The sequence below is a fragment of the Romboutsia sp. LXY-2 genome (assembly GCF_056171995.1).
This window is the reverse complement of the sequence record NZ_JBKFGI010000015.1, coordinates 23703-46130: the sequence shown is the minus strand read 5'-3', so window position 1 is coordinate 46130 and position 22428 is coordinate 23703. Positions and strand designations below refer to the sequence as shown.

The 22428-nt window shown below is 28.6% G+C and carries 22 protein-coding genes; 17 read left to right on the top strand and 5 right to left on the bottom strand.

Annotation, left to right across the window (positions count from 1 at the left end; genetic code table 11):
* The first annotated feature begins 44 nt into the window (after window positions 1-44).
* The 3 genes from ACI48P_RS19135 to ACI48P_RS19125 all read left to right on the top strand — a co-directional run bounded on the left by ACI48P_RS19135 (window position 45) and on the right by ACI48P_RS19125 (window position 5142).
* Window positions 45-3935 carry a phosphoribosylformylglycinamidine synthase subunit PurQ gene (locus ACI48P_RS19135; protein WP_475218687.1) on the top strand — a complete coding sequence of 1297 codons (3891 nt, stop codon included), beginning with the start codon at window positions 45-47 and terminating at the stop codon, window positions 3933-3935.
* Between the two features lie 226 nt (window positions 3936-4161).
* Complete coding sequence (locus ACI48P_RS19130) at window positions 4162-4773, top strand: acetate uptake transporter (protein WP_475218685.1); 612 nt, start codon at window positions 4162-4164, stop codon at window positions 4771-4773.
* Window positions 4774-4887: 114 nt separating this feature from the next.
* Window positions 4888-5142 (top strand): hypothetical protein, encoded by a 255-nt coding sequence (locus tag ACI48P_RS19125; RefSeq protein ID WP_475218684.1) that lies wholly within the window; start codon window positions 4888-4890, stop codon window positions 5140-5142.
* Between the two features lie 198 nt (window positions 5143-5340).
* Here the strand turns inward: ACI48P_RS19125 and ACI48P_RS19120 are convergent, their stop codons facing one another.
* Both ACI48P_RS19120 and ACI48P_RS19115 read right to left on the bottom strand, forming a co-directional pair.
* Complete coding sequence (locus ACI48P_RS19120) at window positions 5341-6252, bottom strand: permease prefix domain 1-containing protein (RefSeq protein ID WP_475218682.1); 912 nt, start codon at window positions 6250-6252, stop codon at window positions 5341-5343.
* Window positions 6253-6257: 5 nt separating this feature from the next.
* Window positions 6258-6584 (bottom strand): PadR family transcriptional regulator, encoded by a 327-nt coding sequence (locus ACI48P_RS19115; RefSeq protein ID WP_475218680.1) that lies wholly within the window; start codon window positions 6582-6584, stop codon window positions 6258-6260.
* 333 nt (window positions 6585-6917) lie between these two features.
* Here ACI48P_RS19115 and ACI48P_RS19110 point away from each other — a divergent pair, with 333 nt between their 5' ends.
* The 6 genes from ACI48P_RS19110 to ACI48P_RS19085 all read left to right on the top strand — a co-directional run bounded on the left by ACI48P_RS19110 (window position 6918) and on the right by ACI48P_RS19085 (window position 12365).
* Window positions 6918-7550: a cysteine hydrolase family protein gene (locus tag ACI48P_RS19110; protein WP_475218678.1), complete on the top strand. Its 633-nt coding sequence runs from the start codon at window positions 6918-6920 to the stop codon at window positions 7548-7550.
* Window positions 7551-7606: 56 nt separating this feature from the next.
* Entirely contained in the window at window positions 7607-7924 is a 318-nt protein-coding gene (gene trxA / locus ACI48P_RS19105) for a thioredoxin (protein WP_475218677.1), read from the top strand.
* A 434-nt stretch (window positions 7925-8358) separates the two neighbouring features.
* Window positions 8359-9408 (top strand): Fe(3+) ABC transporter substrate-binding protein, encoded by a 1050-nt coding sequence (locus ACI48P_RS19100; RefSeq protein WP_475218676.1) that lies wholly within the window; start codon window positions 8359-8361, stop codon window positions 9406-9408.
* A 79-nt stretch (window positions 9409-9487) separates the two neighbouring features.
* Window positions 9488-11122 (top strand): ABC transporter permease, encoded by a 1635-nt coding sequence (locus ACI48P_RS19095; protein ID WP_475218674.1) that lies wholly within the window; start codon window positions 9488-9490, stop codon window positions 11120-11122.
* A complete protein-coding gene (locus ACI48P_RS19090; RefSeq protein ID WP_475218672.1) occupies window positions 11115-11786 on the top strand; it encodes an ABC transporter ATP-binding protein in 672 nt (223 codons plus the stop codon). The genes ACI48P_RS19095 and ACI48P_RS19090 overlap by 8 nt, the downstream gene beginning before the upstream one ends.
* Before the next feature lie 351 nt (window positions 11787-12137).
* Window positions 12138-12365 (top strand): hypothetical protein, encoded by a 228-nt coding sequence (locus ACI48P_RS19085; RefSeq protein ID WP_475218670.1) that lies wholly within the window; start codon window positions 12138-12140, stop codon window positions 12363-12365.
* A 123-nt stretch (window positions 12366-12488) separates the two neighbouring features.
* Here the strand turns inward: ACI48P_RS19085 and ACI48P_RS19080 are convergent, their stop codons facing one another.
* Both ACI48P_RS19080 and ACI48P_RS19075 read right to left on the bottom strand, forming a co-directional pair.
* Window positions 12489-13550 (bottom strand): sensor histidine kinase, encoded by a 1062-nt coding sequence (locus ACI48P_RS19080; protein WP_475218668.1) that lies wholly within the window; start codon window positions 13548-13550, stop codon window positions 12489-12491.
* A 218-nt stretch (window positions 13551-13768) separates the two neighbouring features.
* Window positions 13769-14470, bottom strand: a complete 702-nt coding sequence (locus tag ACI48P_RS19075) for a LytR/AlgR family response regulator transcription factor (RefSeq protein WP_475218666.1) — start codon at window positions 14468-14470, stop codon at window positions 13769-13771.
* Between the two features lie 241 nt (window positions 14471-14711).
* Between ACI48P_RS19075 and ACI48P_RS19070 the strand changes: the two genes are divergently transcribed.
* From ACI48P_RS19070 to ACI48P_RS19060, 3 genes are all read left to right on the top strand, one after another.
* The gene (locus ACI48P_RS19070) at window positions 14712-15485 is read left to right on the top strand and encodes an ABC transporter ATP-binding protein (protein ID WP_475218665.1); all 774 of its coding nucleotides are present in this window, start codon (window positions 14712-14714) and stop codon (window positions 15483-15485) included.
* A complete protein-coding gene (locus tag ACI48P_RS19065; RefSeq protein WP_475218663.1) occupies window positions 15460-17556 on the top strand; it encodes an FtsX-like permease family protein in 2097 nt (698 codons plus the stop codon). Before ACI48P_RS19070 ends, ACI48P_RS19065 begins: the two co-directional genes overlap by 26 nt.
* 318 nt (window positions 17557-17874) lie before the next feature.
* The gene (locus ACI48P_RS19060; protein ID WP_475218662.1) at window positions 17875-18225 is read left to right on the top strand and encodes a DUF1667 domain-containing protein; all 351 of its coding nucleotides are present in this window, start codon (window positions 17875-17877) and stop codon (window positions 18223-18225) included.
* A gap of 61 nt (window positions 18226-18286) precedes the next feature.
* On the opposite strand, the gene ACI48P_RS19055 is transcribed toward ACI48P_RS19060, so the two are convergent.
* Window positions 18287-18559 carry a hypothetical protein gene (locus tag ACI48P_RS19055; RefSeq protein ID WP_475218660.1) on the bottom strand — a complete coding sequence of 91 codons (273 nt, stop codon included), beginning with the start codon at window positions 18557-18559 and terminating at the stop codon, window positions 18287-18289.
* Window positions 18560-18730: 171 nt separating this feature from the next.
* Here ACI48P_RS19055 and splB point away from each other — a divergent pair, with 171 nt between their 5' ends.
* From splB to ACI48P_RS19030, 5 genes are all read left to right on the top strand, one after another.
* On the top strand, window positions 18731-19753 hold the full coding sequence (gene splB / locus ACI48P_RS19050) for a spore photoproduct lyase (RefSeq protein WP_475218658.1): 1023 nt from the start codon (window positions 18731-18733) through the stop codon (window positions 19751-19753).
* A gap of 135 nt (window positions 19754-19888) precedes the next feature.
* A complete protein-coding gene (locus ACI48P_RS19045; RefSeq protein WP_475218657.1) occupies window positions 19889-20152 on the top strand; it encodes a hypothetical protein in 264 nt (87 codons plus the stop codon).
* Window positions 20153-20295: 143 nt separating this feature from the next.
* Window positions 20296-21033 carry a hypothetical protein gene (locus tag ACI48P_RS19040; RefSeq protein WP_475218656.1) on the top strand — a complete coding sequence of 246 codons (738 nt, stop codon included), beginning with the start codon at window positions 20296-20298 and terminating at the stop codon, window positions 21031-21033.
* Window positions 21034-21043: 10 nt separating this feature from the next.
* Window positions 21044-21595 carry a hypothetical protein gene (locus ACI48P_RS19035; RefSeq protein ID WP_475218654.1) on the top strand — a complete coding sequence of 184 codons (552 nt, stop codon included), beginning with the start codon at window positions 21044-21046 and terminating at the stop codon, window positions 21593-21595.
* A gap of 170 nt (window positions 21596-21765) precedes the next feature.
* Window positions 21766-22410, top strand: coding sequence for a Bax inhibitor-1 family protein (locus ACI48P_RS19030; RefSeq protein ID WP_475218653.1), 645 nt, complete (start codon window positions 21766-21768; stop codon window positions 22408-22410).
* The last annotated feature ends 18 nt before the right edge of the window (window positions 22411-22428 follow it).

Sequence of the window (22428 nt, the reverse complement as noted above, 5' to 3'; positions counted from 1 at the left end):
AGAAAAGTAAAACTAAATTTTCTAAATAATATGGGGGAAAAGACATGTTAAATACTTTAACTTTAGAGTCAACTGTTAGAAGAGTGTTAGTTGAAAAAAGACCAGGATTTGATCTTGAAGCTAGAGCTTTAAAGAAAGATTTAGTAGAAAGTTTACACATAGATACTATAGAAGAAATTAGAGTTTTAAATAGATATGATATAGAAGGTATAGCTGACGAAGCATATGAAAACGCAGCAAGAACAATATTCTCAGAACCAAACTTAGATGTAGTTTATCATGAAGAATTATCTATAGAAGAAAATAATGCTACAAGAATATTTGCTGTAGAATACTTACCAGGTCAGTATGACCAAAGGGGAGATTGGGCAGCTCAGTGTATTCAAATAGTAAACCAAGGTATAAGACCAGCAATAAACACAGCTAAGGTTTATATATTAAGTGGAAATGTAACTGAGGAACAATTTGATAAAATAAAAAGTTATATTATAAATCCAGTAGACAGTAGAGAAGCTTCTTTAGAAAAGTCAAAAACTTTAAAAATGGAAACAGAAATACCTACATCAGTAGAAGTATTAGAAAGATTTATAGATTTAAGTAGTGAAGGATTACAAGATTTCTTAAATACAAGAGGCTTAGCTATGACATTAGCTGACTTAGCTCATGTTCAAGGATATTTCAAGAATACAGAAAAAAGAAATCCTACTATAACAGAAATAAAAGTACTAGACACATACTGGTCAGATCATTGCAGACACACTACTTTTATGACTGAAATAGAAGAGGTTAAGATAGAAGAAGGTAAATACACTGACGTAGTAAAAGAAGCTTATGACATGTACCTTGATTCTAGAAAGAAAGTATATGTAGATAGACAAAAGGATATATGCTTAATGGATATAGCTACGATAGCTATGAAAGAATTAAGAAAAGATGGAAAGCTAGATGACTTAGATGTAAGTGAAGAAATAAATGCATGCAGTATAAATGTAGATGTTGAAATAGATGGTAAAATGGAACAATACTTAGTAATGTTCAAAAATGAAACTCATAACCATCCAACAGAAATAGAGCCATTTGGTGGAGCGGCTACTTGTTTAGGTGGAGCAATAAGAGATCCATTATCAGGTAGAAGTTATGTATATCAAGCGATGCGTGTTACAGGAAGTGCAGACCCGAGAACATCATTAGAAGATACATTATCTGGTAAGCTAATGCAAAAGAAAATAACTACAGAAGCAGCTCACGGATATAGCTCATATGGAAACCAAATAGGATTAACTACAGGTCAAGTAGCAGAAGTATATGATGAAGACTTCGTAGCGAAGAGAATGGAAATAGGAGCTGTTATAGCTGCAGTACCTAAAGAAAATGTAGTAAGAGAAAGACCAGAAGCTGGAGATATAATAGTTCTACTTGGAGGAAAAACTGGTAGAGATGGTTGCGGTGGAGCAACAGGTTCTTCTAAAGAACACAGTGAAGAATCAATACTTACTTGTAGCGCAGAAGTTCAAAAAGGAGATGCTCCTAACGAAAGAAAGATACAAAGATTCTTTAGAAATAAAGAAGTAGCTCAGATGATAAAGAGATGTAACGACTTTGGAGCAGGTGGAGTTTGCGTTGCTATAGGAGAAATAGCTGACAGCTTAGATATAAACCTGGACTTAGTTCCTAAAAAGTATGATGGTCTTGATGGTACAGAACTTGCAATATCTGAATCACAAGAGCGTATGGCAGTAGCGATAAATAAAGAAAATAAAGAAAGATTTATAGATTTAGCAAGAGAAGAAAACTTAGAAGCTACACATGTTGCTACAGTGACAGACACAGGATATTTAAGAATGTTCTGGAACGGAGATGCTATAGTAAATGTAAATAGAGAATTCTTAGATACAAATGGAGTTAAGCAAAGTACTAAGGTACATGTAGCTAAGGTTAATGAAGAAGAAACATTCTTCAATTCAAATGTACTAATAAAAGATAATAGCTTAGAATGTTGTGAAACTAAAAATACATGTAGATGTAAATCTTCAGAAGGATTATTAGACATAGCTATAGCTAAAGAAGTTTCATTAAAAGATAAATTTATAGAAGTAATGTCAGATTTAAATGTTTGTTCTCAAAAAGGTTTAGTTGAGAAGTTTGACAATACAATAGGTGCAAATACTGTACTTATGCCATTTGGTGGTAAACATCAAGCTACACCATCTCAAGGTATGGTTGCAAAAATACCTGTGCTTGGTGGAGAAACAAATACTTCAACAATAATGACTTACGGATACAATCCCAAAATAGGAAAATGGAGTCCATTCCATGGTGCTTTATACGCAGTAGTAGAATCTGTGTGTAAAGTTGTGGCTATTGGGGGTAACTACAGAACAACTAGACTTACACTACAAGAATACTTTGAAAAACTTGGGGATAACGAAACTAAGTGGGGTAAACCATTCTCAGCATTATTAGGTGCATTTTATGCTCAAAACAAACTAGAAATACCTGCAATAGGCGGGAAAGATAGTATGTCAGGAACATTTAAAGATATAGAAGTACCCCCAACATTAGTATCATTTGCTGTGGATACTGTGGATGCAAAGCATGTAGTTTCTCCAGAGTTTAAGAAAAGTAATTCACAAGTTGTAATGTTACTAACAGATAGATTAGCTAATGAAGTGGTAGACTTTGATATATTAAAGAAAAACTTAGATAAAGTAACAGAACTTATTCACAAAAACACAGTGTTATCAACATATGCGCTAGGATTTGCTGGACTTGGAGAAGCAATATCTAAGATGACGTTTGGTAATAAAATAGGATTCAAGTTTAATGAGGAAGCTAGCAAGTCATTTACAGATACTGATAAGTTATTTGAAGCTAGTTATGGAAACATAGTACTTGAATTGGCTAAAGATGATTTAGGCATATTAGATGGATATAACTATGTAGTACTAGGTAACACTACAGAAGAAAAATCAATAGTTATAGGAAATGAAGAAATAAGTTTAGATGAGTTATATAGTGCTCATTGTGAAACACTAGAGCCTATATTCCCAACAAAATCTATAGAAATAAAAGACAAAATAGAAACTATAAACTTTATATCACAAGGTGAAGCTAAAAAATCGTCAATAAGTATAGCTAAGCCAAAGGTATTTATACCAGCATTCCCAGGAACAAACTGTGAATATGATTCAGCTAGAGTATTTGAAAATGCTGGAGCTAAATCAAGCATAAAGGTATTTAAAAACTTAAGCTATAAAGATATAGAAGGCTCTATAGACACAATAGTAAACGAAATAAAATCATCACAAATAATAATGCTTCCAGGAGGGTTTAGTGCAGGAGATGAGCCAGATGGCTCTGGTAAGTTTATAGCAACAGTATTTAGAAATCCTAGAGTACAAGAAGCAGTAAATGAATTTTTAACTAAGCAAGATGGTCTAATGTTAGGTATCTGTAACGGATTCCAAGCACTTATAAAATTAGGATTAGTACCATATGGTGAAATAAGAGCTCCACATGAAGATGCACCAACACTTACTTACAATAATATAGGTAGACATCAAGCTAAGATAGTTCAAACTAGAATAGCTTCTAACAAATCACCTTGGCTTCAAGGAACTGAGGTTGGGGATGTTCATAGCATAGCAGTTTCTCATGGAGAAGGTAAGTTTGTCGCTAGTGAAGAAGTTATGAAATCATTAATAGCTAATGGTCAAATAGCTACTCAATATGTAGATTTTAACAACCAGGCTACTTACGATATAGATTTTAACCCTAATGGTTCATTCTACGGCGTTGAAGGTATAACGAGTATTGACGGAAGAATACTTGGTAAGATGGGTCACTCTGAGAGAATAGGGGATAATGTGATAAAGAATATCATAGGTGAGAAGGATCAAAAAATCTTTGAATCTGGAGTTAAATATTTTAGATAGATTTATTGTAGATAGTACACTTACAGAAATGTAGGTGTATTATTTATTTTTGACAAATTAAAGAAAGAGTATTAGAAGTAAACCATACCGCTTATAAGTTTTGAAATGTAAAATAATTTTTAATTATTTCATAAATTTTGTTTGCTATTGTATTTTTTATGATATTATAATATATGTATTTTGTATACAATATATTGAAAGGTATTAAACATACAGGAGGATTACAATGACAAATGAAACAAAAGTAAAGGTTGTAACAGCTGACCCTTCAGCATTAGGACTTTTTGGGCTAGCTATAATTACATTAGTTGCATCATCTCAAAAATTAGGAATAACTACAGGAGTATCACTTGTTTTACCATGGGCAATATTTTTAGGTGCATCTGCTCAATTAATGGCAGCAATACAAGATTTCAAGCACAATAATACATTTGGAGCTACTGCATTTGGTGCATATGCATTTTTCTGGTATGCAGTTGGATTTACTTGGTTAATACAAAATGGAGTATTTGGGCCAGAGTTAGCAGCAGCAGTAGATCCTAAGCAGTTAGGATTTGCTTACTTAGGATATTTAATATTTACTATATTTATGACTATAGGTGCTATGGAAACTCATAAGGTATTATTTACAATATTTGTACTTATAGATTTCTTATTCTTAGGATTAAGTTTAACGTCATTTGGAATAATGGAACATGCTACTCATCAACTAGCAGCATATTCTGAGTTAGCAATAGCTATAGTATCATTCTATGGATGTGGTGCGGCTGTATTAAACACTCATTTCGGAAGAGTGTTCTTACCAGTTGGTAAGCCTTTTGGTATATTTAAGAAATAATTAATAAAAAAACTACGAAATCTTTAGTAGTAAAATTAAATAGCATTTATATCAAATTATGGATATAATAAGTAGATACAATTAGTTGTAAAAACATATTTTAAGGAGCTTTTTATGATAAAAAGAGAATTTGATATAAATGATATAGCATATCTTGCAAAGGATAGAAGAATAAAAGTCCATATAGATGGAAGTGAAACAAACACAAGAAATATATCTCTAAAAGCAGGAGATGCAGTTAAAATATTAGACTATTACGAAATAGAGAAATACGGGTATTCATATGAGGCTGAATTTAAAAAAGACGGAACTGTATATGTAATAAGAAAACATCTAAGTCAAAAAGATTTAAGACCTAAGAATGCTTAAAGTTTAAAATAAATGAATGAAATAAAAACTACTCTTGTTTATACTGGAGTGGTTTTTATTTTATTCACTTATTTTCTGTGGGCGGTATCATTAATCTATTCTTTATATAAATATTATTATAACCTTCTAATATACAATTCAAAAAAGAACTATATATAGATTTGAATTCGTACAAATTTATATATAGTCCTATTTTAATTAAAAAAATTGACGTTGTTTTATATTATTTATCTTAAAAACTTCATCTATCAAATTCATTTGATAAGAGCTAGCTTTTATAAGTTTGCTATGAAAAGTATATTTAGAGGAAGAATTTTTCTTGATTTTCAACTCAACAGAATAAATAATTTTGTTCTTAGAATGTTCCTTAACCCACCTATATCCCTCGATATTATCCCAAGGAATAAAAGATTCTAGAGTAAGTATACCATCAGGATAGACAATATTATTTTGTACTTTAGGGCTTTGGCAAGAAAGTACAATAATCGTTGTTAAACTCATGGTTAAAAGATGCACAGTATCTAAAGTCTCGTATGATATTTCATTCTGTGATATATTTTTAAAATCTATTAAGTAGGATGCAGCAGTTATCAAAAATGAGATTATAAATAGCCACTTAATAGGCTTTAATAAATTTTCATACCAAGCAGATTCTTTACAAGATTGAATATAAAAAACAGGGTCAATTTTGCAAAGTGTTTTACTTTTTTTACATGTTTTTATAAGTAGGGCAACAAATGGCATATAACAAATAAGAAAAATGATATTCATAAAAAGGTCTATAAATGTATAAGTATTAGTTATATAACCGTAAATAATAATTGATAATAGTATTAGCATAAGGGAAATTATTAAACCAACTATAAATATATATTTATGGTTAGAAACATTATCTTTAAAGCTCGTACTTAAAGCATGGGGATCTCCCATTTGATTTAATGCTTTTAATGTAGAATCTTCAATAGTCATACCATCATTTGTGTACTCATCAATATAACTATTAATATGATCTCTAAGTTCATCTTGTATATCTTGTGCTCGCTCTTCAGTTGAAATAAATCTGCATACAGATTGCAGAAAATTCTCTATAGAATTTTTTTCTCTATTCATTATCATCATACCCCCAATACAAAATCCATTGTCTTACTAAAGGCTTTCCATTCGTTTTCTCTAAGTTTTAATTCTTTGAGTCCTTTTGTTGTAATCTTGTAGTATTTTCTACGTCTACCATTTTCTACATGCCAAAAGGATTCGATAAATCCATTTTTTTCAAGATCATGCAAAATAGGATATAAGGTCCCTTCTTTAAAAAGAAACACGCCATTAGATTTATTTTCAATTTCTTTAATCATTCCATATCCATAAAGAGGTTCCTTTTTTAGTGCATTTAAGATAATGGTAACGGTACTTCCTTTTATAAGTTCTTTATTTATAACCAACACCTCGGATTCCTATGTATTATAAATAAAGTATAGTACCATTTATTGTAAAATGCAAGCTGGGATTTGAAATAAGCATAGTATTTCTTACTACTGAATAAGAAGAGGCAAAAGCAGAATATATGTAGAGCTTACAATAAGACCTATAAAGATAGAGTGATAACTGCAGGATCTAAATTGAAATGAAAGCATTGATACGTATTGGTTAAGTGTATTTAGCGAGAGAGGTAACTTAAATGTAACTAGACACTAAAATGTACCTAATTGTTGTTTTTTTCTCCAAGATTTATTATTAATTTATAGATGAAAATAAATTAAAAAACTGGAGGATTTAAAATGAAATTTAATAGTAAAGAAACTGCATTGGTATTAGTAGATCCACAAAATGAATTTTTACATGAAATGGGTGAAGGTTATAAATTAGCAAAAGATATTATTGAAGCTAATAACACTATAGAAAATATTGTATCATTACTAAAAAAATCTAAAGAAAATGGATATAATATATTTGTATCGCCACACTATTACTATCCACATGATTATACATGGAGATTTGGATCAAATGGTGAACATATGATGCATGAAATGAAAATGTTTGAAAGAAAAGGGCCATCTGAAGCAGTTGAAAAGAATTCAAGAGCTGATATACTTGATGAGTTTAAGCCATATATAGAAGATGGACAAACTATAATAGCAAGTCCACATAAAATATTTGGACCGCAAACTAATGATTTGGTTTTGCAGTTAAGAAAACAAAAAATAGATACAGTAATACTTGCAGGTATGAATTCAAATATTTGCATAGAATCACATATGAGAGATTTAGTAGAACAGGGATTTGAAGTTTATATAGCAAAAGATGCAACAGCAGCACCAGGAATAGATGCCTATAAAGCCGCAGAAGTTAATTTTGCTATGTTATCCAGTGGTTCACTGACAACAGAAGAAATATTAAAGGAATTAAATTAATGATTCAAATAAGTAAGTTTATAAAAAAATTATTAGAAAAAAAGGATGGTAAAAATATGTCAAGAATAATAGGTATAAATGAATTTAAAAATGATGTAGAAAATAATAAAGGTACAGTTGTAGTAGATTTCTTTGCGACTTGGTGTGGCCCATGTAAAATGTTATCACCAGTATATGATTTAATAGGCGAAGAAATGAAAGGAAAAACAGAGTTTTTAAAAGTTGATATAGATCAAAGTATGGAGTTAGCTCAAAGATTTGAAGTATCAACTGTTCCAACAGTTATAGTTTTTAAAGATGGTAAAGAAATGGATAGATTAGTAGGTTTTATACCTAAAAATAGTTTAAAAGCTAAAGTAGAAGAGTATTTATAATAAAATTGAACTGTACTTTGTTAATTAGACAGTGTAAATAATAAGAGTTAACAACTAAGGCCTGGGTCCTATATTCAATGGGACTTAGGTCTTTTTAGATTTTTGGAGTCTGCAAATTAGCAAGTTAGAGTAACAACTTGATGGAATTTAGTAAATGGCATAAATTTTAGAAATATGTAATTTCTATATCGAGCTTTTTTATTTGTATGGACTTTAGTATTAATAGTTAATATAGTGCATAAAAAGAGTGCTTTATAAGTAATTAGTTATAATAAAATATAAAAATTTTTATGAAAATTTAAAAATAATGTAAAAAAATGTTTTAATATACAGAAAATTGGGGTATAATAATGATAATTGATATCAAAAGAAAATAAATATTAAATCATTGAGATTAACATATGAAAATATATAGCATAAAGGAGAGTTATAAAATGGGACTAAAAAGAAAATCAATAATATCATTAATAGGAGTAGCAGTACTTTCAATGGGAATACTTTCAGGATGTGCTCCTAAGGTTAATAATTCCTCATCAGAAGGTAATGAAGTAGTAAATATATATTCAGCAAGACACTACGAAGTAGATAAAGTTTTATACAAGCAATTTGAAGAAGAAACGGGTATAAAAGTAAATGTAGTAGAAGGTAAAGCGCCAGAATTATTAGAGAGATTAAATAGAGAAGGTGAAGATACTCAAGCAGATTTATATGCAACTGCTGATATAGCAAATATTTATCAAGCAATAGATTTAGGATTAACTCAAAATATAGAGTCAGAAACAGTAGATAAAAACATACCTCAAAACTTAAGGGGAGAAAATAACGAGTGGGTAGCATTTACAACAAGAGCTAGAATATTAGCGTATGACAAAGAAAAGATAAATAAAGACGATTTATCTACTTATGATGACTTAACAAGTGATAAGTGGAAAGATAGTATATTAGTTAGAGGATCAGACTCAAGCTATAATCAATCATTATTAGCGTCATTTATAGAACTAAATGGTGAAGAAAAAGCTAAGGAATGGGCTCAAGGTATTGTAAATAATATGGCGAGACAACCAGAAGGAAATGATAGAGACCAAGTTAAAGCTGTTGCAGCAGGTGAAGGTACTATAGCTATAGTAAACAGCTACTATGTTGGTAGAATGTTAAACTCAGAAGATGCAGAAGAAGTAAAGGCAGCTGAAAAAGTAGGAGTATTTTTCCCAGAGAATACTCAAGTAAACGTAAGTGGTGCAGTGCTTGGAAAGTATGCTAAGAATAAAGAAAATGCTGTTAAGTTTATAGAGTTTATGACTAGTGAAAAAGCTCAAAAAGCTATGACGAATGAAAACTATGAATATCCAGCAAATAGCTCAGTTGAACCTAGTGAATTATTAAAAAGTTGGGGAGAATTTACACCTCAAAACATAAATATAACTAAAATGGGAGAATACAACAAAAAAGCTGTTGAGATATTTAACCAAGTAGGTTGGAAATAATAGTAATTTAAAAGTGAGGGCAATCTTAATATAAGATTGCCTTTATTTTTAAAAAATTAGATTTAGAAAGAGGCTTCGTATGAAAAAATTGAAATTTAATGGCTGGGCTATGTTAAGTACTGTTTTTATGCTTATGATAGTTTTGCCTAATATAAATGTAATAGCAAACTTATTTAATGCACCTGGTGAAAATTGGTATCATATAAAAGAATATTTACTAAAAGATTATGTAATAAATACAGTTATCATTTGCGTATTTACAGGACTATTTACCATAATTCTAGGTGTAAGTTTAGCGTGGTTAGTGTCGGCGTATGAATTTCCAATGAGAAAGTTTTTTAGATGGGGGCTTATACTTCCGCTTTCAATACCACCATATATAGCAGCATATACTTATGCAGGAATAATGGGGTATACAGGTGTAATACAGACGTTTTTAAGAAATGATTTAGGTCTTAACTTAAGTCAAAAATACTTTGACATAATGAGTTTACCTGGAACAATATTTATATTTACAATATTTTTACTACCTTATGTATATATGGTAGTTAAATCATATTTAGAGAAACAAGCAGCATCTTTAGTAGAAAATGCAAGATTGCTTGGTGAAAACTCATGGGGAGTATTCTTTAGAGTAGTAATTCCTATGAGTAGGATAGTTATAATTTCAGGTGCAACTTTGGTAATACTTGAGGTACTAAGTGATTATGGCGTGGTATCATACTTTGGAATACCAACTTTCTCTACTGCCATATTTAAAAGTTGGTTTAGTATGAGTGATATAGATTCAGCTATAAGGCTTGCAGCTATATTATTAGTAGCAGTTTTTGTTGTAATGAATGGAGAAAAGGTATTAAGAGGAAGAAAAAAATATAGTTCAACAAATACTAAAATAAGACCATTAGCTAGAAAGAAGTTAAATAAATTTTACGGTACGTTAGCATTTTTATACTGTGCTGTAATATTAGCATTAGGATTTGTAATACCAACAGCACAACTTATAAGATGGGGGATTATGAGTTACTCAAAAATACTTAACTCAGATTTTTTTATATTAATATATAACTCTTTATGGGTGGCAGTAGTATCTAGTATTCTTATAGTTATAATGGCTATCATAATAGCAAATTACACAAGAATGAGCGATAATGTATTGTCTAAGTTGTATTCAAAAATAACTTTAATTGGATACTCTATACCAGGAGCAGTTATTGCTATAACTATGGTTGTATTCTTTGTAGATGTTGATAGAAAACTAGGATGGTTATATAAGATGTTTGATCCAAATGCACCTACTCTTGTATTAAGTATGAGTTTAGTAATGCTTGTATTTGCTTATTTAGTAAGATTTTTGGCAGTTGGTTATCAAAGTATAGAAGGCGGATTTGAAAAGATAGGTAAAAAGTTTTATGAAGCTTCAAGAACCTTAGGATATTCTAGAACTAAGACGTTTTTATTAATTGATTTACCAATGATAAAGCCTGCAATACTTAGTGCGCTATCATTAGTATTTGTAGATATAATAAAAGAACTTCCATTAGCTCTTTTACTTAGACCTTTTAACTTTAATACTTTAGCGACAAAAGTATTTGAGTATGCCAATGATGAGATGATAGTTGAAGCATCAATACCATCTTTGATAATAATATTACTAAGTTTTGTAACAATATTTGTACTATATAAAGTGGTTGATAAGGAGGAAGAACATGCTTAAGATAAATAATTTGCATTTTAAATATAAAAATTCGAAAGAAGATAACATTGAAAATTTCAATTTACAAATAAATAAAGGTGAGATAATAAGTATTTTAGGGGAAAGTGGTAGTGGTAAAAGTACTATGTTAAGAATTATTGCTGGGCTTGAAAGTGCTTATAAGGGGAGTATAACTATTGCCAATGACGTAGTATATGATGAGAAAGTTTTTGTAGAGCCAGAAAAAAGAGGAGTAGGTATGGTGTTTCAAGATTATGCATTATTTCCTCATATGACAGTTGCAAAAAATATAATGTTTGGCTTAAAAAAGCTAGATAAAAAGGCAAAAGAAGAAAGAATGCTTGAAATGCTAAAACTAGTAAACTTAGTTGAACATAAGGATAAGTATCCACATGAGCTAAGTGGAGGGCAACAACAAAGGATAGCTTTAGCAAGGGCCATTGCACCTAAGCCATCTGTATTACTTTTAGATGAACCTTTTAGTAACTTAGATTCTCATTTACAAAATAAAATAAGAACAGAATTAAAAGAAATAATACAAAAGGCTAATATTACGTCAATATTTGTTACTCATGACAAGGAAGATGCTAGAGCCTTAGCTGATAGAGTTGTATTTTTAGATAATGGTAAGATTGTAAAGATAGATAAAGGTTGTAATTTATAATAAATACAAACTTAAAAATACTAGGTATACAATTAAAAAATAAAAAAATGAATGTAACCCGATTAAGTTTACTTTATAAAAGGTGTAACTAATCGGGTTTATTTTTTATGTGGAGATTAATTAATAGAAGATATATTATTATAGCTAGTTAAAGTAGCATCTTAAATTCTGAAAATCATAAAAAAATTTTAATAAGTATGATAAAATGAGAATATTAGTATATATTTTACAATATGCAGGAGATTGGTATATGATTAAAAGTATGTTTTAGAAAGTTTGGGGAAACGCTGTATAGTTGAAGTTTTAATGGGGGAGAAAAGTAATTATATGAAATGGGGGAGCATTTAGATTATGGATAAGACATTAATAGCTATGTCAGCACTAAAGATATTAATACTTACTATGTTTATGGGGATAGGCGTGGTAATGTCTAAAGGATATGGTGCAGATTTTTTAACTTTCTTTGATGAAAAAATACACGATAGAGAGCAAATTAGCGAAAAGTCAGGAAAGCTTATAATTATAGGCAGTGGACTCATGATAGTACTTACCATAATAGACTGCTTATTGAATGCTTAAGAAACTTGCAATAAGATGCTGACTAGAAAATTAAATGATATATAAATATATATATATAAAAGGGATATTACATAATAATTTATAATTGTTATGTGATACCCCTTTTTATATTAATATAAGTACTTAAATTTTTATAATTGCTAGTACACTAAATTCAGATTCAGAACAGTTAATATTAAGTGTTCCGCTATATTTATTAACAATATCCTCTATATTTTCAAGACCAAAGCCGTGCATTTTAGTATCTAACTTAGTAGAACTATACTTTCCATAATGTAATTTAACAATGCCATTATAATTATTACTAATAGAGTAACTAAAATAACCTTTACTACAGCGAGCTTTTAAAGATATTTTTCTTTGAGAAATATCATCTAGCATTAAAGATGCCTCAATAGCATTATCAAGAGTATTTGCAAAAACAGAGCATAAATCAACATCTTCTAGAGGTAGAAGCTCGTCTATATCAATATTAAAGAAGCAATCTATTTGATTTTGTATCGCTAAGTTATACTTTGAGTTTATAACTGCATTCACAATACTATTTTTACAAAAGACTCTGTTACTTACATTAAACCTATCTGAAAGTTCATTAAAATAATCTTTAGCTCCTTCTAAATTATCATATTCTAAAAAAGAATATATTACAGAAAGATGATTATTCATATCATGATGAAGTTTTCTAACCCCTTTCTGATTTTCTTCAAGCTCTTTATAGTAGCTATATTCAAGTTTAAGGTTTTGATTTTCAAGTCTATTTTTAACACTTTTAACTATATATTCAATAAGAAAAATCATACTTAAACTTGTAATTATACATGCAACTGCTATAGGATATGCTTGGAACTCTTTACCCATAGGTGTATTTATAATAGTTGTTATTATTGAGATAAAAGGCGCTAGGCATATAATATCAATCATAACCCAAGTTTTTATATCTATATATCTGCTTATATTATTAATCTTATCCTTAGAAAAATGATAAATCAAAAACCAAGATAAACTAATAACACACATCTCAAGTGTCTGAGCCAAAAAATCTAACCACAATTTTTCACCTAAATAAAAATATACTTTTGCAAAGAAGTCATTTGCAACGACATTAATAGATACTATAATAGGATAAAAAATCATAACGGCAGATATATTTCTAATGTAACTACCCTTGTAGAAAATAACCATCATAATAATAAACCCAATCATAGTATATAAAACATTAACAAGGTCTGAAGTGTATATAATAACATTTGGTATAAAATAAGCTCCTATTAGGGCAATAAGTCTAGCATACCTGTTATCTTTGATGGAAGCAAAATTGTTTATAACTTTATAAAAATAGTAACTCGTTATGGAATAAAAAATTAAATATGAAAAATTGTAAACTATAGAAAACATAATCACACCTATCCTAACATGGTTTTTGCAAATTCAACCATAAATGAATTATATCTACCACGGCTTATAGGTAAGTTTTCACCATTTATAATTAAGTTATTAGATTCTACTGAAGATACAAAATTGATATTTATAAGATAGCGTTGATGAATTCTAACAAAAAATGAAGGTAAATTTCCTTCAAGGTCATCTAGTTTATCATAAAAATCTACGTCTCCTGTGAAAGTGACGGCTTTTACCTTACGTTTATCGCTAGTAAAGTAGTAAGTATTGCTTAAATTTATTTTTTCACTTTTAGATTTAGATTCTACTATATAAAACTTATCTTGGATATGATCTAATTCGTCAAGTGCAGAATCTAAAACTTGTCCTATTTTTTCTGGTTTATAAGGCTTTAAGATATAGTTAAATGCCTTAACTTCATACCCTTGAAAAACAAAATCAGGATATGCTGTAACAAATATAATGATAGATTTTTTATTATGTAGTCTAATGTTTTTAGCAGTTTCTATTCCATCTATATTTGCCATTTCTATATCTGAAAATATAATATCGTAATCTTCTTCAGTTATTGAATCAAGAAGATTTTCTCCAGAATTGAATTCGTATATTTTATAATCTATCCCCTTTAGATCTAAATGTATTGATAATATGTTTTTTAGTAAATTAAGTTGAGACTTTTCGTCATCACATATTGCAATTCTTAGCATTAAATACCCCCCTTTATATTTTTCATTATAGCATTTTGAAATATAGTTTTCTATTAAATGACCACCAATATACCAATAATTACAATATTACTGCAAAAGATTACATTTGGTGTAATTTTTAACTTTTTGTTTCTAGGATAAAATTAATTTATAAGATAATGAAAGATTAACTTACAAAATAACTGCAAGACCGATTTTAAAGTATTGAAAGTTAATCCATATAATATTAGGAGGGAAAATTATGCTTAAAGTTAACAATCTATATAAAAGTTATAAAACAGGAAATACAAACTATGATGTATTAAAAGATATATCTTTTCAGGTGAAAAAGGGAGAGTTTGTAGCGGTTATGGGGCCGTCAGGAAGTGGAAAAACTACTCTTTTAAATTGTATATCTTGTTTTGTACCTTTCGAAAAGGGTGAAATACTACTTGGAGGAGAAAATATATCTGGATTAAATGAAGAAAAATTAGCAGATGTAAGAAATCATAAACTTGGGTTTGTTTTTCAGGACTTTATGCTATTAGACGGATTAAGTGTAATAGAAAATATTTGTTTACCGCAAATTATATCCGATAAAAATGTTACTAAAATGGAGATACTTGCAAATAAGCTTTGTGATACTTTTGGAATTTCCAACATTAAGGATAAATATCCAGCGGAGATATCAGGAGGAGAAAAACAACGTAGCGCTGTTGCAAGGGCTCTTATTAATAAGCCGTATGTTATTTTAGCAGATGAGCCAACTGGTAACTTAGACAGTAAATCATGTAGGGCGGTTATAGATTCATTTGTTCGAGCAAAAAGTGAACTAGATGCTACTGTATTTATGGTAACTCATGATAGTTTTGCCGCATCATTTTGTGACCGAGTTATAGTTCTTAAAGATGGAGAAGTATATACGGAGCTTACTAGAACTACAAGTCGCGTTGAGTTTATGGATACACTTTTAGATACACTAAAAAAACTAGGGGGTGATGATAGTGACAATGAGCAAGATTATATCAAAGCTTAGAAAAAATAATATAAAAAACTATTATGTCTTAGCATTTTGTATCACATTATCAGTACTTCTAGTTACTTCATTTGCCTTAATGTTTTTTAGTCCAACTGTAATGAATATTTTACCAGAGGGAGGAGATAGTAGAAAACAAGGTTATATGATATTTTCTATAGCAATTATGGGATGTGGTGTGTTTACAACTTATGCATCATCTTTATTTTATAAATATAAAAGTCGAGAGTTTGGAATATTAATGGCATTAGGAGAAAAAAAGTCAAAACTTAAAAAAGTTTTATTAAAAGAATTACTATTTATTGTGCCAGTATGTTTAGTAGTGGGAGTAGTTCTTAGTATTCCTACTTCTTACGGAATATGGAAACTATTTCAGATATTTATTGTAGACACTAAAGAAATGGCATATCAATTTGGGGCTACAGGTATTATATTTGGCATTGGCTTCTGTGTTTTTGTGACACTTTGTATTTTTATAAATGGTGTAAAGTTCATAAAAAGAAGTAATATTATGGATATTATATATGAACAAAGAAAGTCTGAAGTTGTTAAAGAGATTAAGTCTTGGACAGGAATAGTTGGTTGGGTATTGGTAATAAGTGGATTATTTTTAGGGTATGGAGTTCCAGCGATAGTGGTAAGAGTAATAGGATATAATATGCCGGCTATATGGAATGCTGTATATTTATTATCTTTTATAGGTCTTTACATGATAATGACTCATTCAATAATTTATAGTAAAAAAGGAAAGAATCCAAGCAAATATTATAAAAACATTATATCAACAAATATGATGAGATTCTCAGGAAGACAGACTGTTAAGAATATGTGTGTAATAACATTTTTAATAGCTGGAGGATTATTTGCGGCATTTTATGGACCAACTATGATGGCGAATCTTCTTGTAGATATTAAAAATACTACTATAGATTATTCTTTCTATTATAAAGGAAGTGAAAATCAAATAAATAAAGATGAAATATATTCACTTGCTAATAATCATGATGTTTCTATAACAGATTATTATGAAGTTGATGCTATTTCACTTATTACAAATGGATACTACAGAGATTATGACGAAAATAGCATGTTAATAGAAGAGTATGCTGAAAAGATGCAATACAATGAATTTTTTAGAGAAAGTGACTTCAATAGAGTATCAGGTCAAAATATTGATGTAGTAGAAGGTGAGTATTATAGAATAATAGCTGATGGAGAAACTGAATTTATCTGGCATAAATGGGATGACTTAGATACAATAACTCACCCAGTTACAGGAGACTCGATGAAAGTAGAATTTGCTGGTACAGTTTCATTTAGACCTTTTTTAAAAGAATATCAAGGAAAGTATGTAATATCAGATGAAGATTATTTAAGACTCTCAGAAAATCTAGAATTAGAAAACCATGATAAGTTTGTATTATTTAATGTTAAAAACTATGAAGAAACTTATGTATTTGCAAAAGATTTAAAAGATGAGATTATAAATAGAAGCTCAGAGGATGTAGCTGTATCAACTTCATATGATGAATATGAAAAAAAGGTAGCAAATGAAAATGGGAAAGAGTATTGGTACGCTGATGTTAAGTTAGACCTTTCTTCAGATAATACACAACTTTTTAATGAATGGAAGTATTATCCTATGTTTAAACCTTTAGATAGTCAAGACACGGTTAAGAATATGGCAGTATTCATAATGTTATTCACTTATATAGCTATAATCTGTTTAGCTGCAACGGCTATAATAGCTTATACTAGAGCAGTAACTATTGGTCTTGATAATAAGCAGTTATTTTCAGATATAAAAAAGCTTGGTGCAAACAATAAGTATATTGAAAAGAATATTAAGAAGCAGCTTGCCAAGGTATTTATATATCCAACTGTAATAGGTAGTGGATTTACTTATATGATATATATTACTATATTCTATGGAAATAGTGGAGGTAATATATCTCAAGGAGAGTTTTTAGGACTTTTGGTTGGATTAGGGATTATTTTACTAGTAATATTATTTATGTTTGTAGTATATAAGCTTTCTCTTAAAAAGGTTAAGCGTATAGCAGAGATTTAAAGGAAATTATATAATTGCATCGCCTGCAGACAATATAAAAGAAGTAATTGATATGTACAAAGGTATGGTTGATATTCTGATAGAGTAATATATTTATACTCACGAGATTTTATTATAAGGGCAAGATAATAATGCAATGTTTCTTGTAGAACATTTTTATTATTAAATTCTAAAGAACATATTTAATAGTGAAATCATATGTTGATAGTATAAGAATTATTATTATTAAAATTGATAACTTGGCGAGAGATGAGAGAGCCTTCTATAGATAATATAGGAGGCTCTTTGTTTATATATAAATAATTAAAGGAGGTTAATATGGAACAGAATGTAACCTGTATAGTATGCCCTATGGGATGTAGAATGACTGTAACTAAAGTACATGAAGAGTACAAGATAGAAGGAAACAGCTGCAAAAGAGGAGCTAAATATGCAGTAGAAGAAATATCAAATCCTAAAAGAGTCATAACCTCAACAGTTAGAATAAAAGGATCATATTTAAAATTACTTCCTGTAAAAACTGATGGAGCAGTACCTAAATCTTTAATAATGAATGTAATGGCAGTATTGGATAAAGTAAAAGTACAATCTCCAATAGAAGTAGGAGATATAATAGTGAAAGATATTTTAGGAACAGGAGTAAATATTATTAGTACAAAAAAATTATAAACCGTGGCTTGCGCCACGGTTATTTTAATATAATGAAATTAAATTTATAAATAAATTTTAATTATACTAGTCTAAAATCTATATGTAAAAATACTTCTTTTATAGGTTCGATATCAACATTAGTAATAACACAAGTTTTTATTTCACCATCTAAATGTAGATCAATAGGTTTAGTATTTTCGCCAGCTTCTATTAATCTTTTAAAATCAGTTTTATAAAGTTCTATAGGTATACTTTTATCTAATTTATTACTATAAATAACCGCAGGTATATAACCTCTTTCTCTTATAGCTTTAGTTTTTTCGTTTAAATTTCTGTGTAGTACGTTTAGCATTTATTTTCCCCCTTAGTAAATAAAAAATATAGAGCTTGTTTACCCTTAATAAATAATATTTAGCCAAGCATTAAATTATTCATAAAATTTTAAGAAGTCTTAGTTTTTTATTCAGCATAGATATGAGAATTTAAGGAAAAAATACTAAAAAATAATGTGAGAGGTGAAAGTATGTTTAAGCCTAAAAGAGTAATATTTGAAAAAGGAGCTTTAGATACTAGTATCGGAAAGACTATATATAAAGAACTAAAATATGATGAAAATATAGAAATAATAAATGTATCATCAAACCAAGTAAAAGGAAAAATACCAGGGAATAATCTGAGAGAACAATACAAAGAAGGTAAACAAACTTTAGTTGTTGGAATAAAGAAAGGCCTAAAATTTCAAACATGTAAGCCATCAGCACATTATCAATTACCATTAGTTAGTGGATGTATGGGGCAATGTGAATACTGTTATTTAAATACTCAATTAGGAGATAAGCCATTTGTTAGAGTACATGCTAACGTAGATGAGATATTAGGACAAGCTAAAAAATACATAGAAGAAAGAAAGCCAGATATAACTATATTTGAAGGTGCGGCTACTTCAGATCCTATACCTGTAGAGCCTTATACTCATAGCTTAAAGAAAACTATAGAATTTTTTGGACAAGAGGAATATGGAAGATTTAGATTTGTAACTAAATATAATGATATAGACACATTACTTGATGTAAAGCATAACAATCATACTGAAATAAGATTTAGTATTAATACACCTAGGGTTATAGATAACTATGAACATCATACAGCATCTAGTGATAAGCGAATAGAAGCTGCTGCAAAAGTGGCTAAGGCTGGATATCAAATAGGATTTTTAATAGCTCCAGTTTTTATTTATAAGGGCTGGAAAGAAGAGTATAGTAAATTAATAAAAAGTATAAAAGAAAAATTGCCTGAAGAATTTGATGGAAAAATAATGTTTGAAGTAATATCTCATAGATATACAACTAAAGCTAAAAATAGAATTTTAGAAATATTTGAAGATACAATGCTACCTATGAACGATGAAGAACGTAAATTTAAATATGGTCAATTTGGATATGGCAAATATGTATACACTAAAGAAGAACTAAGTGAGATGAAGGAATTTTTTAAAAATGAAATAGAAAGTGTATTTGAAAACAATGAAATAAAATATATTATTTAGACTTACAAGAGTGGCAGGTTATGCACGTGAAATGGAAAATAAGGAATATCAATTAATTAAACTATAGTCATAGAAAGATTTTATTTTTATATACTTTACTAAGGATGTTTATTATTAACACTTGGAGGAAGTATTATGAGAATTTATTTTAAAAGTGCAAAAAAAGGCAGACCAAATGAGAGTAATATTCCAAATGCTTTTGCATTTACCTTTATTAGAAGTTTTTTGACAGATAAACAAAACCAAGTAATTAGAGAAGAATATTTTATAGGTAATTTATCTACAAATCAGGTAAATCAGGCTATGAAAGATATAAAGTGGCTATTTAAAAACTATAAAGGTCTAGATGTAGTAACAATAGAAAATGAAAATGGAGATATATCTAAATTTATATTGTAAATAAAAAATCTCTTACAATGATTTAACACATTGTAAGAGATTTTTTTGTATATATATTAATAAAAATACTTATTACATATAACAAAAGTTTTAATAGATTACCGCATATATATTGTATATAGCGATTTTAAGGGGTTGGAATAATGCTTAAATTAATAAAAATAGATATTGAAAAAATTATACAGAATGAAAAACATCATGTTTTAAAATATATAGTAATATTTTTAGTTTTATACTTTGGGTTTAATGAGTTATTTTACGGTGGAATAAGTATATTAATAAGTTATCTTATTGTAACAAATACATTTCATAATGGTTATAAGGAAGAGTTTAAAGATAATATAATTGATGTAGCAAGTTTAAATGAAGATGTAGTATATATAAAATATATAGTAGCTGTAATTACTATAATAATAATAAATATAATTAGTATATGTGTAATGAAGCTATCTTCCACCCTGATGTTTCGATCTATAGTTCTTAATGACGTGTTATTTTCAATAAATGTTTTTATAGTAATTATGTCCTTTGTTTTTCCTATATTTTTTAAATATGAATACTATAGTGCTAAATTCACGTGTGGAACTATAAGCATAGTTATATATTGTATATTTGGGTCTTTTATAAATATGATTAACGACAGAATATATGAGGTTAATTTTTTGAAAATGTATAAAGAGGAAATGTTACTAAATGATTATTCAGGCTCTTTTTCAAAAATAATGAGTAAGATCGCTTATGGTTTAGATACAAAATATTTGAATTTTTATTTTATAACAACTATGGCTATTATATTGTTCATAGGTTCTATGTATATTTCTCTTAAAATTATAAAAAGACATCAATCTCTAATTAAAGAAAATAATTTTACATCTCGATAGGGAGGAGATCATGAGGAAATTTATTAATGTTTCTATATATATATTTATTTTATTATGGGCATTCATATTTGGAAGTAAAATATTTTTTAAAGATATGATTCATTCTAATGATTATGGTGAAATAAATCGAAGAGAAATAAAAATTACTTTAGAAAGTAAAAGAGAAGGAAAAAATGGAATATACGTAAAACTAAAGGTAATAAATAATAGTAGGTATGTATTTTTATTATCAGATGCAAAGCTAGAGTTTCCGAATTATAATAATGAAGGAGATGTTGATTTAATTTTAGAGTTAAATTTATATAAGCCCTATGAAGGTGAAAATGAAGAGATAATGGCAAATGGAATTGAAAAGTATGGAGAAGGATATATGACATTTTTAATTCCAAAGGGAATATCCTTAGATGAAGCCTATTTTGACTTGAATGCTATTTCTGTAAAATACGAGGGAATATATAAAGTAAATATACCGATTTTAGAGAATAAATATTTGGTAATAAGCAATAACAGTGGAAATTGCCAAATTGAAGATAGTAGAGAAAAAATAAATATAAAAAAATAAGGAGATGTGTAATAAATGAGATAACCTCTATGTATTTCACATCTTTTTCATATTAATATGATATGCTAGTTTGAACTAGTATTTTTAAATAAAGTTTGAAAGACATATATGCTAAAATTGGAAATTGTAGGGCATAATATAAAAAATCAAAAGAATATGGAGTTGAAAAAATGGTAAAAGAAAATTATTTGGATATTATGAAAACATTCTTTGTAGCTATAACTTTTTTAGTAATTGGAAGTATAGTTGGTGTTAGATTTATACCGCCATCAGTTAGATACATGATGAATATAGCATTCTTTGTTTTAATACTATTTTCTGTATTTTCAAGGAAAGGTGGATTTATTAGGACAAAAGCAAGTATGTATATTTATGCATTAATTCTAGGTATTTTAACAGGATCCACGTATATATACTATTTTGCAAAATTAGGTCCAGCGACCTTTATATCAGCAGTACTTGGTATATTCTTAGTATTTGGCTTTGCATATATAATAGCTAAAAACACATCAGAAGAAAAAATATTCAGAATATCACCTATGATTTGGGGAGGAATATTTGCGCTATTAATACTTGAATTTATTAATATATTCTTCTTTAAGTTTGGAACGTTTGATTTACTATTATCAACAATTGGAGTAGTGTTATATTCAGGATATGCAATTATGATAATGAAGAATGTCCAAGTTAGATGTAGATATTCTATCTTATCAGAAGAAGAAATTGTTCAATTAGCGTATTCTATATTTATAAGTTTCTTAAACCTACTTCTTGATTTATTAAGATTATTGTCTATACTTAAAGATAATGATTAATAAATCTAAATAGGAAAC

Excerpts from the sequence above, each read along its gene's own strand:
- ACI48P_RS19135 (WP_475218687.1), top strand. The coding sequence starts at position 45 with ATGTTAAATACTTTAACTTTAGAGTCAACTGTTAGAAGAGTGTTAGTT.
- ACI48P_RS19055 (WP_475218660.1), bottom strand. The coding sequence starts at position 18,559 with ATGCTAAACGTACTACACAGAAATTTAAACGAAAAAACTAAAGCTATA.
- ACI48P_RS19110 (WP_475218678.1), top strand. The coding sequence starts at position 6,918 with ATGAAATTTAATAGTAAAGAAACTGCATTGGTATTAGTAGATCCACAA.
- ACI48P_RS19065 (WP_475218663.1), top strand. The coding sequence starts at position 15,460 with ATGAGCAAGATTATATCAAAGCTTAGAAAAAATAATATAAAAAACTAT.
- ACI48P_RS19030 (WP_475218653.1), top strand. The coding sequence starts at position 21,766 with ATGGTAAAAGAAAATTATTTGGATATTATGAAAACATTCTTTGTAGCT.
- ACI48P_RS19095 (WP_475218674.1), top strand. The coding sequence starts at position 9,488 with ATGAAAAAATTGAAATTTAATGGCTGGGCTATGTTAAGTACTGTTTTT.
- ACI48P_RS19040 (WP_475218656.1), top strand. The coding sequence starts at position 20,296 with ATGCTTAAATTAATAAAAATAGATATTGAAAAAATTATACAGAATGAA.
- ACI48P_RS19120 (WP_475218682.1), bottom strand. The coding sequence starts at position 6,252 with ATGAATAGAGAAAAAAATTCTATAGAGAATTTTCTGCAATCTGTATGC.
- ACI48P_RS19080 (WP_475218668.1), bottom strand. The coding sequence starts at position 13,550 with ATGATGGTTATTTTCTACAAGGGTAGTTACATTAGAAATATATCTGCC.
- ACI48P_RS19035 (WP_475218654.1), top strand. The coding sequence starts at position 21,044 with ATGAGGAAATTTATTAATGTTTCTATATATATATTTATTTTATTATGG.
- ACI48P_RS19070 (WP_475218665.1), top strand. The coding sequence starts at position 14,712 with ATGCTTAAAGTTAACAATCTATATAAAAGTTATAAAACAGGAAATACA.
- trxA (WP_475218677.1), top strand. The coding sequence starts at position 7,607 with ATGTCAAGAATAATAGGTATAAATGAATTTAAAAATGATGTAGAAAAT.
- ACI48P_RS19085 (WP_475218670.1), top strand. The coding sequence starts at position 12,138 with ATGGATAAGACATTAATAGCTATGTCAGCACTAAAGATATTAATACTT.
- ACI48P_RS19100 (WP_475218676.1), top strand. The coding sequence starts at position 8,359 with ATGGGACTAAAAAGAAAATCAATAATATCATTAATAGGAGTAGCAGTA.
- ACI48P_RS19075 (WP_475218666.1), bottom strand. The coding sequence starts at position 14,470 with ATGCTAAGAATTGCAATATGTGATGACGAAAAGTCTCAACTTAATTTA.
- ACI48P_RS19045 (WP_475218657.1), top strand. The coding sequence starts at position 19,889 with ATGAGAATTTATTTTAAAAGTGCAAAAAAAGGCAGACCAAATGAGAGT.
- ACI48P_RS19090 (WP_475218672.1), top strand. The coding sequence starts at position 11,115 with ATGCTTAAGATAAATAATTTGCATTTTAAATATAAAAATTCGAAAGAA.
- ACI48P_RS19125 (WP_475218684.1), top strand. The coding sequence starts at position 4,888 with ATGATAAAAAGAGAATTTGATATAAATGATATAGCATATCTTGCAAAG.
- splB (WP_475218658.1), top strand. The coding sequence starts at position 18,731 with ATGTTTAAGCCTAAAAGAGTAATATTTGAAAAAGGAGCTTTAGATACT.
- ACI48P_RS19060 (WP_475218662.1), top strand. The coding sequence starts at position 17,875 with ATGGAACAGAATGTAACCTGTATAGTATGCCCTATGGGATGTAGAATG.
- ACI48P_RS19130 (WP_475218685.1), top strand. The coding sequence starts at position 4,162 with ATGACAAATGAAACAAAAGTAAAGGTTGTAACAGCTGACCCTTCAGCA.